This window comes from Lentzea flaviverrucosa (genome assembly GCF_003350445.1).
GTDB lineage: Bacteria > Actinomycetota > Actinomycetes > Mycobacteriales > Pseudonocardiaceae > Lentzea > Lentzea californiensis.
In genome coordinates, this window is sequence record NZ_QQAU01000018.1 from 21989 (window position 1) to 38077 (window position 16089).

The 16089-nt window shown below is 69.5% G+C and carries 16 protein-coding genes; 7 read left to right on the plus strand and 9 right to left on the minus strand.

Translation table 11 applies throughout. The features are described 5' to 3' along the window. Positions 1–34 precede the first annotated feature (34 nt). Positions 35–1132, plus strand: coding sequence for a UDP-N-acetylglucosamine 2-epimerase (locus DFR72_RS39045; protein ID WP_090072184.1), 1098 nt, complete (start codon positions 35–37; stop codon positions 1130–1132). 60 nt (positions 1133–1192) lie between these two features. Here DFR72_RS39045 and DFR72_RS39050 read toward each other — a convergent pair whose 3' ends face one another. Genes DFR72_RS39050 through DFR72_RS39060 form a run of 3 tightly spaced genes read right to left on the minus strand, consistent with a single transcriptional unit; the run spans position 1193 to position 5195 of the window. Beyond that, positions 1193–3109, minus strand: coding sequence for a DUF6541 family protein (locus DFR72_RS39050; RefSeq protein WP_090072182.1), 1917 nt, complete (start codon positions 3107–3109; stop codon positions 1193–1195). A 20-nt stretch (positions 3110–3129) separates the two neighbouring features. Then, positions 3130–4101: a Gfo/Idh/MocA family protein gene (locus tag DFR72_RS39055; RefSeq protein WP_090072180.1), complete on the minus strand. Its 972-nt coding sequence runs from the start codon at positions 4099–4101 to the stop codon at positions 3130–3132. Beyond that, positions 4098–5195 carry a DegT/DnrJ/EryC1/StrS family aminotransferase gene (locus DFR72_RS39060; protein ID WP_090072178.1) on the minus strand — a complete coding sequence of 366 codons (1098 nt, stop codon included), beginning with the start codon at positions 5193–5195 and terminating at the stop codon, positions 4098–4100. Before DFR72_RS39060 ends, DFR72_RS39055 begins: the two co-directional genes overlap by 4 nt. A gap of 125 nt (positions 5196–5320) precedes the next feature. On the opposite strand from DFR72_RS39060, the gene DFR72_RS39065 reads away from it, so the two are divergent. After that, positions 5321–6025, plus strand: a complete 705-nt coding sequence (locus DFR72_RS39065; protein WP_090072176.1) for an acyl-ACP--UDP-N-acetylglucosamine O-acyltransferase family protein — start codon at positions 5321–5323, stop codon at positions 6023–6025. On the opposite strand, the gene DFR72_RS39070 is transcribed toward DFR72_RS39065, so the two are convergent. After that, on the minus strand, positions 6022–6831 hold the full coding sequence (locus tag DFR72_RS39070; RefSeq protein WP_090072174.1) for an HAD family hydrolase: 810 nt from the start codon (positions 6829–6831) through the stop codon (positions 6022–6024). The genes DFR72_RS39065 and DFR72_RS39070 overlap by 4 nt on opposite strands. Before the next feature lie 60 nt (positions 6832–6891). Between DFR72_RS39070 and DFR72_RS39075 the strand changes: the two genes are divergently transcribed. From DFR72_RS39075 to DFR72_RS39085, 3 genes are all read left to right on the plus strand, one after another. After that, on the plus strand, positions 6892–7767 hold the full coding sequence (locus DFR72_RS39075; RefSeq protein ID WP_090072172.1) for an LLM class flavin-dependent oxidoreductase: 876 nt from the start codon (positions 6892–6894) through the stop codon (positions 7765–7767). Between the two features lie 10 nt (positions 7768–7777). Further along, positions 7778–8956 (plus strand): L-2-hydroxyglutarate oxidase, encoded by a 1179-nt coding sequence (lhgO, locus tag DFR72_RS39080; protein WP_090072282.1) that lies wholly within the window; start codon positions 7778–7780, stop codon positions 8954–8956. Between the two features lie 82 nt (positions 8957–9038). After that, positions 9039–10163, plus strand: a complete 1125-nt coding sequence (locus tag DFR72_RS39085; protein WP_090072170.1) for an acyltransferase family protein — start codon at positions 9039–9041, stop codon at positions 10161–10163. On the opposite strand, the gene serS is transcribed toward DFR72_RS39085, so the two are convergent. The 4 genes from serS to DFR72_RS39105 form a co-directional block, all read right to left on the minus strand. Then, entirely contained in the window at positions 10150–11403 is a 1254-nt protein-coding gene (serS, locus tag DFR72_RS39090; protein ID WP_090072168.1) for a serine--tRNA ligase, read from the minus strand. The genes DFR72_RS39085 and serS overlap by 14 nt on opposite strands. A 120-nt stretch (positions 11404–11523) precedes the next feature. Further along, entirely contained in the window at positions 11524–11979 is a 456-nt protein-coding gene (locus tag DFR72_RS39095; RefSeq protein ID WP_090072166.1) for a DUF350 domain-containing protein, read from the minus strand. A gap of 21 nt (positions 11980–12000) precedes the next feature. Beyond that, entirely contained in the window at positions 12001–13164 is a 1164-nt protein-coding gene (locus tag DFR72_RS39100) for a glutathionylspermidine synthase family protein (protein ID WP_090072164.1), read from the minus strand. Between the two features lie 6 nt (positions 13165–13170). Continuing rightward, positions 13171–13842, minus strand: coding sequence for a hypothetical protein (locus DFR72_RS39105; protein ID WP_245983831.1), 672 nt, complete (start codon positions 13840–13842; stop codon positions 13171–13173). A gap of 207 nt (positions 13843–14049) precedes the next feature. Here DFR72_RS39105 and DFR72_RS39110 point away from each other — a divergent pair, with 207 nt between their 5' ends. Continuing rightward, the gene (locus DFR72_RS39110; protein WP_245983832.1) at positions 14050–15054 is read left to right on the plus strand and encodes a septum formation family protein; all 1005 of its coding nucleotides are present in this window, start codon (positions 14050–14052) and stop codon (positions 15052–15054) included. Further along, entirely contained in the window at positions 15051–15401 is a 351-nt protein-coding gene (locus DFR72_RS39115) for a metallopeptidase family protein (RefSeq protein ID WP_090072158.1), read from the plus strand. Before DFR72_RS39110 ends, DFR72_RS39115 begins: the two co-directional genes overlap by 4 nt. 28 nt (positions 15402–15429) lie before the next feature. Here DFR72_RS39115 and DFR72_RS39120 read toward each other — a convergent pair whose 3' ends face one another. Further along, on the minus strand, positions 15430–16032 hold the full coding sequence (locus DFR72_RS39120; RefSeq protein ID WP_090072156.1) for a TetR/AcrR family transcriptional regulator: 603 nt from the start codon (positions 16030–16032) through the stop codon (positions 15430–15432). Positions 16033–16089: the final 57 nt, after the last annotated feature.

Below are 16089 nucleotides of genomic sequence, written 5' to 3' on the forward strand. Positions count from 1 at the left end.
GGTCCGTTGATCCCCAGCCTCAGGGGTCCATCCCGTGATCGCCTTCATCGCAGGTACCACCGCTGAACTCATCAAGGTGGCGCCCGTTTACCACGCGCTCGTCGCCCGCGGTTCGAAGCCGCTGCTGTGGTTCACCGCGCAGCACTTCGACGAGGTCGCCGACGTCCTGGAAGACCTCCAGCTGCCCGAGCCGGACCTGTGGCTGGTGCCACGGGGCAAGGCGCGCAACCTGGAGACCCCCAAGCAGGTTCCCGGCTGGGCGCTCTCCGTCGCGCAGACCGCGTGGGGCCAGCGCAAGGAACTGCGCCGATCGCTCACCACGGACGGCAAGCCCGGCCTGGTGATCGTGCACGGCGACACCTTCACCACCCCGTACGGCAGCCTCATCGCCCGCCGCCTGCTCGGCGCGCGCGTGGCCCACGTCGAGGCCGGCATGCGCTCCGGCAGCCTGCTCTCGCCGCTGCCGGAAGAGCTCAACCGCCGCATCGCGTCGAAGTTCACGGACGTCCACTTCGCCCCGTCGCAGAACGAGGTCGACAACCTCCGCGGCGCCCGCGGCGTGGTCGTGAACACCGGCGCGAACACCGTCATCGACGCCATGCGCCTCGCGATCAACGCGAACACGACCGAGGACCTCCCCGAGGAGTTCGGTCTCGCGACGCTGCACCGCTTCGAACTGGTGTCCCGCACGGACAAGTTCCGCGAGGCGCTGGAGCTGCTGAAGAAGGCCAGCGAGAAGACGCCGATGCTCTACCTGGCCGGCGCGCCGGAGCGGGAGCGCATCGAGCGCCACGGCTGGGGCCACCTGTTCGACAACGAGCGCTTCATCATGCGTCCCAAGAAGCGCTACCTGCAGTTCCTGCCGATCCTGGCGCGCGCCAAGTTCGTCGTCACCGACTCCGGTGGCCTGCAGCAGGAGTGCTCCTACATCGGCATGCCGTGCGCGATCCACCGCGAGCGCACGGAGACCAAGCAGGGCCTCGGCCAAAACATCGTGCTGACCGGCATGGAGACCTCGAAGCTCGAGAAGTTCCTCGGTGAGTACGAGACGCTGCGCCGTCCGTCCATCATGGAGCAGTACCACCCGAGCGAGATCATCGCGGACACGCTGACGCAGCTCGGTTACGTGTAAGTCCTCAGTGGACGAGAAGAGGGGCCCGCCTGCCGGCGGGCCCCTCTTCTGCTTGTGCCGTCAGGAAGTCTTGCCGGTGCCCGGCTCGACGAACTCGTAGATGGTGGCCTGCGGGTTCTCGTAGACCTTCCGCACCTCGGGCAACCGCTCCAGGGCCATCAACCCCGGCGCGGGCCGCGAGTTCGACCGCACGTAACCCGCTCCGACGAGGGCGTACTTCACGCCCAGGGCGTTGATCGCCTTGCGGACGTTCGGGTCCTTGTCGATGTCCTGCAGGTGCCAGGTGATCTGCCCGGCGTTGGTCTTCTCGTCCGCGCCGTAGAACGTCCACTCCACGGGCTTCACGCCGGCCAGCGCGTACATCCACACGGAGCCGTCGAGCCGGTCGTTGACCACCGGGCGGTCCTTCGAGTGCTCGGCGAGCCACTTGTAGGCCTCGCGTTCGCCCCTCGTGACGGTCGCGCCCTCGTTGTTGGTCTCCGACAGGCGTTCCGCGTTGCGGCCGATGTAGGCGCCCTTGCCCAGCAGGCCGAGCACGAGCACACCGGCGAGACCGAACGCGACGGGCACGACGAACGCGGCCCGCTGCGGACTGACCCGGGAGCCGAGCTTCGCGGTCAGGCCGGTCGCGACGGTCTGACCCAGCTCACCGACGGCGATGGCGCCGGCGAGCGGCAGCAGCGCCGCGAACCGCCACGCGTCGTTGTAGAACGGGCCGCTGAGCGAGTTGATCAGCGGGGTGTTCAGCGACGCGGTGCCGGCGTACAGCGCACCCAGCAGGATCCACGCGCCGACGACCCACAACATGGTGCGGTGCTTGATCATCAGCGCGATGCCGACGATCGCCGCGACGCCGAGGAACCACTGCGGGAACGCGACGACCGGGGAGAACAGCAGCGTCTGACCGATGCCCTCCGCGGGCGACGCGAACTCGTCCCACTGCGCGCCGGTCACGCCGGCGGACTGGACCAGGGCGGGCAGCATCACCGGGATGACGGCCAGCAGTCCGAGCGCCGCGGTGAGGGCGAGCGGCTTCCAGCTCGCCTTCCAGTCGATCGGCTCCAGCCTGAAGACCAGCGCGAGCACCAGCATCAGGATGTAGGCGAACGCGATGAACACGAGGCTCGTGTGCAGGCCGGTGAGACCGGCGACCGCGAGCGCGAGGCCGAGCGGGCCGGTCAGGCCCCGCGTCGTCATGATCTTGCGCGCGATGGCCATCGTGGCGGGCACCAGCGCGACGCCGGCGACGTAGGGCCACAGCGGACCGCGCCACAGCGAGTCGTACGGGAACGCCGTGAACCACGTCGAGACGGCGGCGGCGATCGCGGCGCCGAGCGGCGGCATGCGCCACGCGAGCGCCAGTGCCGCGATGCCCAGCGGCCACGCGAGGATCACCGAGAGCGCCGCGAGGTTCAGCAGCTCCGGCATGCCCACCGCCTTGTCGAGCAGCGGAGCCAGCAGCGCGTGGTAGGTGTTGGGGTAGAAGTACTTCGTGCCTGCCGGCAGGTTCGCGATCTGCGCCAGCGCGGACGGCAGCGCGGTCGCGTGCTCGGACATCCACCGGATGGCGTTGCCGTGGTACGGCGCGTCCCAGTCCTGGTTGACCGTGCTGAGCGTGCCGCCGATGCCGCGCAGGAACGTCGCCGCGCCCACGGCCATGCCGAGCACGACACCGCCGAGGACGACGAGGTTCTCGCCGAGCGAGCGCTTCGGCTCCTCGATCAGCGGCTCATCGCCGGAGCGGCGGGCGACGAGCCAGGTGGCGACGCCGACCACCAGGGCCAGCACCGCCGACCACAGCGCGAGCGTCAGCAGGTTCCACGAGATGCCGAGGTTGCCGAGCACCAGTGTGCCGAGCGCGACGGTGCCGAAGGTCAGCACTGGCGCCGCGGCCGCGAGGGTCCAGCCTCTCAGCCGCAGCGCGAGCCCGACCGCGAGGCCGGGCAGGATGAACGCCAGAACGACGAATGCACCCATCAGAGTTCAGTTCCTCGGGGTCAGCTGACGACCGCGGCGGACTTCGCCTTGACCTCGGCGACGGCGCGGTGCGATGGCAGGATGCGGCGGCGCTCGTCATCGGCGTCCAGCTTGCCCGCGATGAGGTCGAGGAACCGGTCGAGCTGGGTCGCGAGCGGCTCACGTGCTGTGACCAGCTCGGGGATCTCGATGACGGTCTGCTGGCGGTAGCCGCGGCCGTCCGGGTCGGAGTCGTGCGAGATGTGCTTGTAGATCGTCACGTCGCGGCGCAGCAGGTCGACCTCGATCGACCGGTCCAGCTCCTGGATCGTCAGCAGGCGGATCTTGCGCTGGCCGATGCGGCTCGCCGAGACGCTCGCGATGCCGCCGGAGGGGAACGTGAGCAGCGTGTCGACCACGTCCTCCGCGCCCGGCACCGACGACGGGTGGAACTGCGCCACGCCGGCCGAGACGCCCACGGGGTCGGCGCCGCCGAAGCACTGGATCGCGAGGTCGACGTCGTGCACCAGCAGGTCCCAGGCCACGCCGGTGAGGATGCGCGGCGCGTACGGGGAATGGCGCTGGGCCGAGACGTACACCGGCTCGGTCATCAGGCCGAGGGCGGTCATGACGGCCGGGTTGTAGCGCTCCAGCAGGCCGCACATGATCGGCAGGCCCTTGGCCTCGGAGAGCTTCAGGACCTCCTCGGTCTGCTCCAGCGAGGCGCAGACCGGCTTCTCGACCAGCAGCGGCTTGTTCTTCTCCAGCACCTGGAGCGCGAGGCCGTGGTGGCTCTCGGTGCTGGACGCGAGGATGACCGCGTCGATGCCGTCGAGGTCGCCCATCTCGGGCGCCCACGTCGTCTCGAACTTGTCCGCGGCGGCCTTGCCGATCTCCTCGCGCGGGTCGACGATCAGCGCGAGCTCTGCGCGTTCGGACTGGGCGGTCACACGGGCGTGCAGCGAGCCCATGTTGCCGACGCCGACGACCGCGATGCGGGGCAGGTTGCTCATGCGCCCAGCACCTCGCGAACCGTCGTGATGATCGTGTCGAGCTCGGCGTCGGTCAGCTTCGGGTGCACCGGCAGCGACAGGGCCTGGCGGGCGACGCGCTCGGCGACCGGCACGTCGGAGATCACGACCTTCGGGTTGTCCCGGTAGCAGTCGTAGTCGAACACCGTCTTCGGGTAGTAGATCCCGTTGCCGATGCCCTTCTCGGTCAGCTTCGCGGCGAACTCGTCGCGGCTGATCGGGGCGTCGTCGGTGATCAGCACGGTGTACTGGTGCCAGACGTGCGTGCGGCCCGGCAGCACCTGCGGCAGCTGGAGGCCCTTGATGCCGGCGAGGCCCTTGTTCAGGGTCTCGGCGTTGGCCTGGCGCGCCTTGGTGATCGTCTCGAGGTTCTCGAGCTGCGGGATGCCGATCGCCGCGTGGATGTCGGTCATGCGGTAGTTGTGACCGGCGACCTCGTACTGGTAGCGGGCCCGCATGCCCTGGTTGCGCAGCACGCGCAGCCGGTCCGCGAGGGTGTCGTCCGACGTCGTGATGACGCCGCCCTCGGCGGTGGTGATGTTCTTCGTCGCGTAGAGCGAGAAGCAACCGAGGCCGAAGCTGCCGGACGGGCGGCCCTCGTAGGTGGCGCCGACGGCCTGCGCCGAGTCCTCGACGAGCGCGAGACCGTGCTCCTGCACGACGGGCATGATCTTGCCCATGTCGGCCATCTGCCCGTAGAGGTGCACGGGCATGAGCACCTTGGTGTTCGGGGTGACGGCGTCCTTCACCTTGTCCGCGTCGATGTTGAAGTCGTCCTCGCGGATGTCGGCGAACCGCGCGGTGGCGCCCGCCTCGAGGATCGCGTTCAGCGTCGCCACGAAGGTGAACGGCGAGGTGATGACCTCGTCACCCGGCTGCAGGTCGAGGACCTGCAGCGACGCCACGAGCGCGGTGGTCCCGTTGTTCACGGCCACGGCGTGCGGAACACCCGCGACGCCCGCGAAGGCATCCTCGAAGCGCTTGACCATCGGGCCCTGGGCGATGGCTCCCGAGCGCAACACCTGGACCACCAGCTGCTCGGCAGCGGCGACGTCAACAACAGTAATCGGGATCATTCAGCAGTCTCTCGCCTTCGGGGATCTCCACCGGCGCGGCCGGTACAGTGCTCTGGCCTGCACGCGGGGCCCCACGCTACCCGTATGGGCTACGTCGCCTGTTTCCCCCTCCTGATCGGACGCCCGTGGTCAACCACATCCATCCCAGTGCTGTTGTCGGTGACGGCGTCGAGCTCGGAGACGGGATCACCATCGGTCCCGGCGCGGTCGTGCTGGGACCGTGCGTCGTCGGGGACGGGACGTGGATCGGGCCGGGCTGCGTCATCGGCACGCCGCCGGAGATCACCTCGGCCGAGCACAACCGGGCGTGGGACGGCTCGCTGGCGCACGCGGGCGTGCACATCGGCGCGCGGGTCGTCATCCGCGAGCTGAGCACCGTCCACCAGGGCTCGTCCCGGGCGACGACCATCGGCGCCGACTCGTGGCTGCTCAACCGCGTGTACGTGGCGCACGACAGCCTGGTCGGCTCTGGCGTGACGCTGTCGGCCGGGGTGTCGCTCGGCGGCCACGTGCAGATCGGCGACAAGGTCAACGTCGGCATGAACGCCGCCGTGCACCAGCGCCGCGTCATCGGCGCCGGTGCCATGATCGGCATGGGCACGCCCGTCTCGAAGGACGTGCCCCCGTTCGCCCGCGCGTACGGCAGCCCGATCCGGGCGCACGGCGTCAACTCCGTCGGCATGAGCCGCTCCGGCGTCTCCGACGCCGCGATCGAGGCGCTGACCAGCGCGTACGAGGCCGGTCAGCTGCCTTCGGAGATCCCGGCCGAGCTGGAGGTCGCCTTCAAGTGGTGGACCGAGGCCGAGGCCGCGAAGCCCCTGGTCGGTTAGAACCAGCGTTCGAGGACCATCGCGACACCGTCTTCGGAGCTGGGCGCGGTGACCTCGTCGGCGGCGGCGAGCGCGGCCTCGTGCCCGTTCGCCATCGCCACGCCGTGGCCGGCCCACCGGAGCATCTCGACGTCGTTGGGCATGTCGCCGAACGCGATGACGTCCTGCTGGGACACGCCGAACCGCTCGGCCACGTCGGCGAGCCCGCTCGCCTTGGTGACGCCGTGCACGGCGAGCTCGACCAGGCCGTTGTTCGTCGAGAAGGTCAGGTCGACCTGCCCGCCGAGGACCTGCTCGATCCCGGCGGCCATCTCACCGCTGGTCATGCCCGTGTGCCTGACCAGCAGCTTGATCGCCGGGTGGCCGAGCGTCTCGCCGCGGGTCACGCCCACGTTCGGGCCCTCCGGCCACGGGTGCGTGTAGCTCAGCTCGGCCACGAACGTGGTGTCGTCCTGCGCGGTGCCGACGCGTTCGACCGCGAACGTGCACTCGGGCAGGGCGTTGTCGATGGTCGAGACGATGTCGTGCAACTGCACCGGGGAGAGCGTGCGCGCCCAGACGATCTCGTCGCGGCCGATGTCGTAGAGCACCGCGCCGTTCGCGCACACCGCGAGGCCGTCGAGCCCGGCGGCCTCGGCGATCTGCGGCACCCACCGCGGCGGCCTGCCGGTGGCCAGGACGAACGGCACGCCCGCCTCCAGCACGCGGGCGACGACCGAGGCCGTGCGAGGGCTCACGGTGTCGCTCGGAGGCGGGGTGAGCAGGGTTCCGTCGACGTCCGATGCGACCAATCTGGGCTGTTCCACGCCCCCATGGTGCCTGGTCCAAGTTCGTCAGCGGCTGAACAGCTGGTTACCTTAACGATCGTGCGCGCTGGAATCGTGATCCTTCCCGAACACCGGTGGTGGATGGCCGAACCCAAGTGGCGCGCCGCCGAGGAGTACGGCTTCCACCACGCGTGGACCTACGACCACCTCGGCTGGCGCACCCTGGTCGACGGCCCGTGGTTCGGCGCGGTGCCGACACTCACAGCCGCGGCCATGGTCACGTCGCACATCCGGCTCGGCACGTTCGTCGCGAGCCCCAACTTCCGCCACCCCGTGCCGTTCGCGCGGGACCTGCTGGCGCTCGACGACGTGTCGGACGGCCGGTTCACGCTCGGCGTCGGCGCAGGTGGGGCGGGGTACGACACGACGGTTCTCGGCGACAAGCCGCCGTTGCCGCAGGACCGCACGGCCCGGTTCGCCGAGTTCGTCGAGCTGCTCGACCAGCTGCTGGTGAAGGACCGCACGTCGTGGCAGGGCCAGTTCTACGCGGCGGAGGAGGCCCGCAGCGCACCCGGCTGCGTGCAGCGCCCACGGCTGCCGTTCCTCGTCGCCGCGAACGGCCCGAAGGCGATGCGGATCGCCGCGAAGTTCGGCCAGGCCTGGGTCACCACCGGCCCGCCGACCGAGGACGTCGAGGCGTGGTGGCGCGGCGTGCACACGCTGTCGGAGCAGTTCAGCGAGACGTTGGCCACAGAGGGCAGGACCACGCGGGTGCACCGCTACCTGAACCTGGACTCCGCTCCGGTGTACTCGCTGTCGAGCGCGCAGTGCTTCCAGGACGCCGTGGGCAGGGCGGCCGCGCTGGGCTTCACCGACGTCGTGGCGCACTGGCCGCGGCACGACGGCGTGTACGCGGGCAGCGAGTCGGTGGTCGAGGAGGTCGCGGCGGACGTTCTGCCGGTTCTCGGGCACTAGCGTGTCCGTCGTGCGACATGTCGTGGTGATCGGTGGCGGAATCGTCGGGCTCGCGGTGGCGAACGAGCTCGCGGGGCGGGGCTCCCGCGTGACGGTGCTGGAGAAGGAACGCGTCTGGGGCGCGCACCAGACCGGCCACAACAGCAACGTCGTGCACGCCGGCCTCTACTACAAGCCGGGCTCGCTCAAGGCGCGGATGTCCGTCGCCGGCAACGCGTCCATGATCGCGTTCGCCCGCGACCACGGCGTCCCGGTCGAAGTGTGCGGCAAGCTCGTGGTCGCGACCTCGGAGTCCGAGCTCCCCCGTCTGCACGACCTCGCGGCACGCGCGGAGGCCAACGGCGTCCCGGCGAAGCTGATCTCGGCCTCGCAGGCACGCGAGTACGAGCCCGAGGTGTCGTGCGTGGCGGCGTTGCGCGTGGAGAGCACGGCGATCATCGACTACTCCGCCGTGTGCACCGCGCTGGTGGGCCTGCTGTCCGAGCACGACCTGCGCCTGAGCTCCCCCGCGCTCGCGATCCGCCCGGCCTCCTCCGGCGGCGTGGAGGTCGCGACGCCGCAGGGCGTGGTCAAGGCGGACGCGCTGGTGAACTGCGCGGGCCTGCACAGCGACCGCGTGGCGCGGCTGGCGGGTCTCACCCCGTCGGCGCGCATCGTGCCGTTCCGCGGCGAGTACTTCGAGCTGCGCCGCACGTCCCTGGTCCGCGGCCTGATCTACCCGGTGCCGGACCCGACGCTGCCGTTCCTCGGCGTGCACCTCACCCGCATGCTCGACGGCAGCGTGCACTGCGGCCCCAACGCCGTCCTGGCACTGCGCCGCGAGGGTTACCGCTGGCGCGACTTCTCCCTGGCCGACGTGGCCGACGTCGCCCGCTTCCCCGGCACGTGGCGCCTGGCCCGCAAGTACGCCCGCACCGGCGCCGAGGAGGTGCTGCGGTCGTTGTCTCGCAGGCGCTTCGCCGCCTCGCTGGCCCGGCTCGTACCCGCCGTGCGCGAGGACGACCTGGTGCGGTCCGAGGCGGGTGTGCGGGCGCAGGCCATGCTGCCGGACGGCTCGCTGGTCGACGACTTCCTCATCGAGACCGCGCCGCGTCAGGTGCACGTTCTGAACGCGCCCTCACCGGCGGCAACGGGTTCACTGGAGATCGCCAAGCACGTCGCCGACCGCCTGACCAGCTCGATGGACTGACACCAGCCAGACAGATCATCACGACCTGCTGCGATACTCACCCGATCCAGTTATGCCGTAATCCCATGGGGGGACCGAAAGCATGCGCACACTCACCCACGGCGAGTACCTGGCGATGAAACGGTTCCCCGCACTCGACGGAATGCGGGCCATCGCCGCGGTCATGGTCGTGTTCTTCCACTACGCGGGGCCGCAGTGGGCGCGGCTCAACGGCTGGATCGGTGTGCACCTGTTCTTCGTGCTGTCGGGCTACCTCATCACCACACTCGCGCTGCGCGAGGAGAGCCGCAACGGCCGCATCTCGATCCGCGACTTCTACGTGCGCCGGGCGTTCCGGATCCTGCCCGTCTACTACGTGGTCCTGGGCATCGTGGTGGCGTTCGCGTGGCTGCGGCACGAGTACACGAGCAGCGGCCTGGCCTCCGTCATGCCGTTCTACCTGACCTTCACCAACGAGTTCGCACCGCCGGGACAGGTCTTCGGCCAGTCGTGGACGCTGGGCGTGGAGCAGAAGTTCTACCTGGTCTGGCCCGCGCTGATGTTCACGATCGGCGCCTTCACGCTCAAGCGCCGGCTCCCGATGACGCTGGGGCTGATGGCACTCGCGGCGGTCGGCCACTTCATGGAGATCCCGTACGTCAGCCCGGCCGCGTACTTCATGATCATCTCAGGGTGTCTGCTGGCGTTCCTGCTGCACAGCCCGCGATCCTTCGGAGTGCTGCGCCCCTTCACGCACCCGCTCGTCTCGGTGCCCGCGCTGGCCGCGGCGGTCGTCGTGCAAACGAACATCGGGGAGATCGACGCTCTCGTCGGAGGAACCGGCGGTCTGCTGCCGGTCGCGCTGTACGGCCTGTCGGTCGGCCTGCTGATCGTCTCGACGCTGCGAGGCGGCCCGATCCAGTGGTTGCTCTCGTTGCGGCCGATGGCCTTCGTCGGTGACCGGTCGTACTCGCTCTACCTGATCCAGGGCGTCGCCGGAACCGTCGTCGCGCTCTCGATCCCGGCGCTCGCCGTGCACCGCACCGCCGCCGGCATCGCGGTGACGCTCGTGTCGCTGCTGATGGCGGACCTGCTGTTCCGCTGGGTCGAGCAGCCGATGATCGACCAGGGTCGCAAGCTGATCAGGAAGCTGAACGAGCGGAAGGCCGCCCGGGCCGCCGCCGACGTTCCGGAACGGCAGCCCGAGCTGGCCACTACCTCGGCCTGAGCACTTCCAGGCCGCCCATGAACGGACGCATCGCCTGGGGGACCACCACGGAGCCGTCGGCCTGCTGGTGGTTCTCCAGGATGGCGACGATCCACCGGGTGGTCGCCAGCGTGCCGTTGAGCGTGGCGGCGATCTGCGACTTGCCGTTCTCGTCGCGGTAGCGGACGTTCAGGCGGCGTGCCTGGAACGTCGTGCAGTTCGACGTCGACGTCAGCTCGCGGTACTTCTGCTGCGTCGGCACCCAGGCCTCGCAGTCGAACTTGCGGTGCGCCGACGTGCCGAGGTCGCCCGTCGCCGTGTCGATGACGCGGTAGGGCACCTCGATCTTGGCGAGCATCTCCTCCTCCCAGCCGAGCAGCCTGGCGTGCTCCGCCTCGGCGTCCTCGGGCTTGACGTAGGAGAACATCTCGACCTTGTTGAACTGGTGCACGCGGATGATGCCGCGGGTGTCCTTGCCGTACGAGCCGGCCTCGCGGCGGTAGCACGACGACCAGCCCGCGTAGCGGCGTTCGCCGTCGAGGATCTCGTCGGCGTGGTAGCCGGCGAGCGGCACCTCCGACGTGCCGACGAGGTACAGGTCGTCGGCCGGCAGGTGGTAGATCTCGCTCGAGTGGGCGCCGAGGAAGCCGGTGCCCGCCATGATCTCCGGCCGCACCAGCGTGGGCGTGATCATGAGCTCGAAGCCGTTGGCCGTGGCCTGCGCCGCCGCCATGTTGAGCAGCGCGATCTCGAGCTGCGCGCCGACGCCCTTGAGGAAGTAGAACCGCGAGCCGCCGACCTTGGCACCGCGCTCCATGTCGATCGCGCCGAGCCTCGTGCCCAGGTCGAGGTGGTCGACCGGCTCGAAGTCGAACTCGCGCGGCTCACCGACGGTCTTGACGACCACGAAGTCGTCCTCGCCGCCGACCGGCGCGTCCGGGTGCACCAGGTTCGGGATCTTCGCGAGGAGCTCGTTGACCTCGTCTGCGGTGGCGTTCTGCTCGGCCTCGGCGGCCTTGACCTCGGCGGCCAGGTCCTTCGCCTTGACGAGCAGGGCGGCGCGCTCGTCGCCCTTGGCCCTGCCGACCTCCTTGCCGAGCACCTTCTGCTCGGCGCGCAGGGTGTCCGCGCGGGAGATGGCGGACCGCCGGCGCTCGTCCGCGGACAGCAGGCTGTCGACGACGCCCTCGTCCTCGCCACGGGCACGCTGCGACGCGCGCACTGTCTCCGGGTTCTCGCGCAACACCTTGAGGTCAATCACCCTGCGAAGGGTAGTCCCCACCCGATCCGCGCTTCATCCGGATATCGAGGTCAGCGAGGCACGCGCGTGCAAAAGGGACCCGGCGCCCCATGAGCACCGGGTCCCTTTGCACAGCGGGTGCTAGATGATCGCGACAGCCACCACGAGACCCAGTGCCACGTGCGCGGCGGCCACGACGACGGAGGCAGGGGCGAAGCGGTCCGACTCGATCAGCGAGCCGATGTCCAGACGGGTCACCCACTCCAGCAACCGGACGGCCGCCACCTGCACGACGATGCCGAGAAGGCCGTAGATCAGCGAGGAGAGCAGGCCCTCGTCGAGCTTGCCCGCCGAGCTGTAGATGGCGACGACGACGATCAGCGCCATCGAGACGAGGCCGGAGGCGGTGACGATCACGGCGTTCGGCGCGCCGTTGCGGACCAGGATCGACAGCTTGCCCGGCGTCGTCCAGTCGATCGCGTAGAAGCCGAACACCATGAGGACCAGACCGACGACGGCGTACAGCGCGATCGCGCCGATGCCCCGGCCGATGGCCGAGCCGAAGCCGGGGTCCAACGCGAGCGTCGTGTAGTCCATTACCTGTTCCCTTTCGGAGTCTTACTCAACAATTCGATGCGGCACGAACGCCGCGCCATCGTCGGTCACCAGACCGACCGTTTCCCGGATGCCGAGGCCCGCCGACGTGTCGCCGACGACCCAGGCACCCAACGCGGGGCGGTAGCCGTCGAACTCCGGAAGCGGATCGAACAGCTGGTACACGAAGCCTTCTTTGCCGTACACGCCGCCGGTCTGCGTCTCGTAGCCCGGGGCGACGATCTGGATGTTCGAGCCTTCGCGGCCCAGCAGCGGCTTGCGCACGTACTCGGTCAGCATGCCGGGGTCGTTCAGGTACGCGGGGAGCAGGTTGGGGTGACCGGGGTACATCTCCCACAGGACCGCGAGCAGCGCCTTGTTGGAGAGCAGCATCTTCCACAGCGGCTCGACCCACAGCGTGCCGGGCAGCGACTCGACGGCGTGGCGGCCGAACTGCTCCTCGACCACCCACTCCCACGGGTAGAGCTTGAAGACCGTGCCCATCGGGGACTCTTCGAGGTCGACGAACCGGTTGAGCAACGTGTCCCAGCCGACCTCCTCGATCGCGAGGCCCACGGTGTTCAGGCCCGCTTCGGCGGCGGTCTCCTGCAGGCAGGCGATCGTGAGGTGGTCCTCGCCGGACGGGTCGGCGCCCGACCAGGTGAAGTGCAGTTCGCTGGAGGGCAGCTTGGCGCCGATCTCCGTCCACCGCTCGACCAGGCGTTCGTGCAGCGAGTTCCACTGGTCGCCGTCCGGGAAGACGTCTTCCTTCCAGTACCACTGGATGTAGGCGGCTTCCAGCAGCGACGTGGGGGTGTCGGCGTTGTACTCGAGCAGCTTCGCGGGACCCGAGCCGTCGTAGCGCAGGTCGAAGCGCCCGTAGACGTGCGGGTCGCGGCGGCGCCACGACTCGGCGATGTGCGGCCACACCCACTCGGGGATGCCGAAGTCGCGGTACCGCTCGGTGAGCACCACGTTGTCGACGGCGTCGAGGCACATGGAGTGGAGCAGTTCGACATCGGCTTCGAGCGAGAGGATGTCGCTCATCTCGAACACGTAGTGCACGGACTCGTCCCAGTACGGACGGTCGGCGCCGTTCGCGTACTTCGCGGGTGAGCCGAACACCAACCCCTGGTCCGAGACCGTCCGCTGCCAGTTCGGCCGCGGCTGGGAGGTTTCACGACGCAAGTGTGCTCAGCCTCCGGTGCTCTTCGAACCGCTGCTGACGCCGAAGCCGCCGCGCTGGACGGACGTGCCCGACTTCGTCGTGACGTTCGCGCCCTTGGGGACCGTGTAGCTGCCGCCGACCGCCTTCTGGCCGACGGAGCCCGTGCCGCCGTAGTTGTAGCGGTACGACGTGCCACCGATGTAGATGAAGCCACCGCTGCTGTACCCACCGTGACTGCGGTAGTACGACTCGTCGCAGTAGTCGTCGTCGACGATCACGTTGTTCGAGTCGGTGCACTGCGCGGTGACGTTCTTCGGACTCGCTGCCGCGTACCAGATCGCGACGAGCGCGATCACGCCGACGGTGACGCCACCGCCGATGAGCAGGCGTTTGCGCGTCTTGCGCTTCTTCTCGAACGCGGCGGACTCGGCGGCGAACCGCTCCTGCTGCGCCTTCAGCGCGGCGGCACGAGCGCGTTGCTCGGCGACCGTGGCCTGGCGCGGCTTGGTCACGCCGGCCTGTTGCTGGCGCACCTTGCCCTTCGTTTGCGGCTGGTTCTGGCCGGCCTGCTGCGGCGCAGGCCGGTAAGGCGGCAGCTGCTGTGGCTGGCCGGGCTGTTGCGGCTGGCCGGGCTGTCCCGACGGCGACCCAGGCTGGGGCGTCGGCTGGCCAGGTCCTGGCAGGTTGTTGTCAGTCATCACCACTCCCGCGGGCAAGGTACCTAGCGAGACAGCTGAAACACGGCCAATTGAGTGACGAGTGTCCTAATAGCAACACTCGACCCAACCCGGCGCACAGCCGTCTCACACGGCACGGGCATCATGGATGAGATGTCTCCGAGCGCCGGTTGGTTGAGTCGATCCGGTCACATCCGCGACACGCGGCTTGTGATGGCCGGTGCCTTCGTGGGCGCTTTTGGCTTGCTGATGCTCTCCGCTTTCACGTCTGTGCTGGCAGGAGGCCCGCTCAGCACCAAGCGCGAGCTCGTCAACGCCGCGTACCAGGCCGCCGTGGGCGAGTGCCTCAACTGGGAGAAGGCCGACCTGTCGGACGCGCAGAAGGTCGACTGCTCGGCCGCGCACAAGTTCGAGGTCACCGGCACGGCCGACATCACCGCCGCGTACCCGAAGGAAGCGCCGTTCCCGAACGCCGAGACCTGGGAGAAGATCGCGCAGGAGAACTGCGCCCAGGCGTCGACCACCTACATGGGCGGCAAGCTCGACCCGAAGGGCAAGTACGGCGTCAGCACCCTGAACCCGGACGAAGGCCGCTGGTCGAGCGGTTATCGCCAGCTCAGGTGCGGTCTGCAGGTCACCGCCCCGTCCGGTGCCGCCCTGCCGTCGTTCGGCAGCGCGAAGACCCAGGACCAGTCCGCCGTCTACGACCCCGGTGTCTGCGTGGCGCTGGCCGAGAACAACACGGTGGGTGACCCGATCGAGTGCGCCAAGCCGCACGCGTTCGAGATCGTCGGCGTCGTGCAGCACCCCGAGGGCCCGTTCGTGGCGCTCGAGGCACAGGACTCCTCGATGTCCGAGAAGTGCGCGGCCATCGCCGCCGAGTACACCGGCGGCGCCGACCTGAAGGCCAAGAACCTGCTGGTCACGTGGGACACGCGTGCCGAGGAGAGCTGGGCCGTCGGCTCCCGCAAGGCCAACTGCAAGATCGGCGCGGTTCCCCAGGGCAACAACCTGGTGGCGTGGGAGGGCAGCGTCCGCAACCCCAACGGCGCGCCGCTGACCACCGCGAACCCGCCGCAGACGACGTCGGTCAGGGCGCAGGACGAGCCCACGGGCGCCCCGCTGCACTCCGAGTCGGGCAAGCAGCCGTCGGAGTCCGGCAAGCCGTCGGACTCGGACAAGCCCGACAAGCCCTCCTCCAGCCCGCCTCCGTCGAGCACCGAGAACCGATGACCGTCGAGATGACCAGGGCTCGTTTCGACGAACTGGTCGAAGAGGCACTGGACCTCGTCCCGCCCGACTTCATGCACGCGATGAACAACGTCGTGGTGCTGGTCGAGGACCGCAACCCCGAGGAACCCTCGCTGCTCGGGCTCTACCAGGGCATCGCGCTGACGGAGCGCAACTCCGACTACGGGGGCACGCTGCCCGACCACATCTTCATCTACCGCGAGGCGATCCTCGACATCTGCCACACCGAGGAGGACGTGGTGGAGGAGGTCATCATCACCGTGGTGCACGAGATCGCGCACCACTTCGGGGTGGACGACGCGAGGCTGCACGAACTGGGCTGGGGCTGAGCGGCCTCCCCCGCACGGGGGACCCCGTTCAGGACTGGTCGAGCGCGCGCTCGATCGCCCGGCGAGCCCTGCCGGGCGCCGCCTGGTCGTGCTGGAGCTGCATGGCCGCGTTCAGCGCCAGGCCGGCGGCGAGGATCTCGAACAGCGCCTGGTCGACGTCGAACCGCTCGGGCAGTTCGCCGCCCTCCACCGCCGCGACCAGGTCCGCCCGCAGCTGTCCCTGCCAGCGCGACCACACCTCGGCCACCGCGTCGCGCACCGCGCCGGGACGGCCGTCGTACTCGCTGAGCGCCGCGGTCATCAGGCAGCCGCCGGGCAGCAGCGGTTCGGCCAGGTAACCCACGGAGTTGTCGCACACCACGCGCAGGCGTCGCAGGCCGGGCGGCGAGGTCAGCGCCGGTTCGACCACGCGGTGCCAGAAGTCGACGAACGCCTTGTCGAGGGTGGAGATCTGCAGGGTCTCCTTGGTGCCGAAGTGCTTGTGCACCCCGGACTTGCTCATCTCCAGTTCCTCGGCCAGGCGGCCGATCGTGATGCCGTCGAGCCCTTCCTCCGAGGCGATCTCGGCGGCGCGGCCGAGGATCCGGCCTCGGGTGAGGAGCGCCTCGGCGGCGGAGCGACGCGGTGACATGGCCGGAGTTTAGCGTACGTACGTTCTCTATTGATTTGGAGAACGCACGTACGCTAA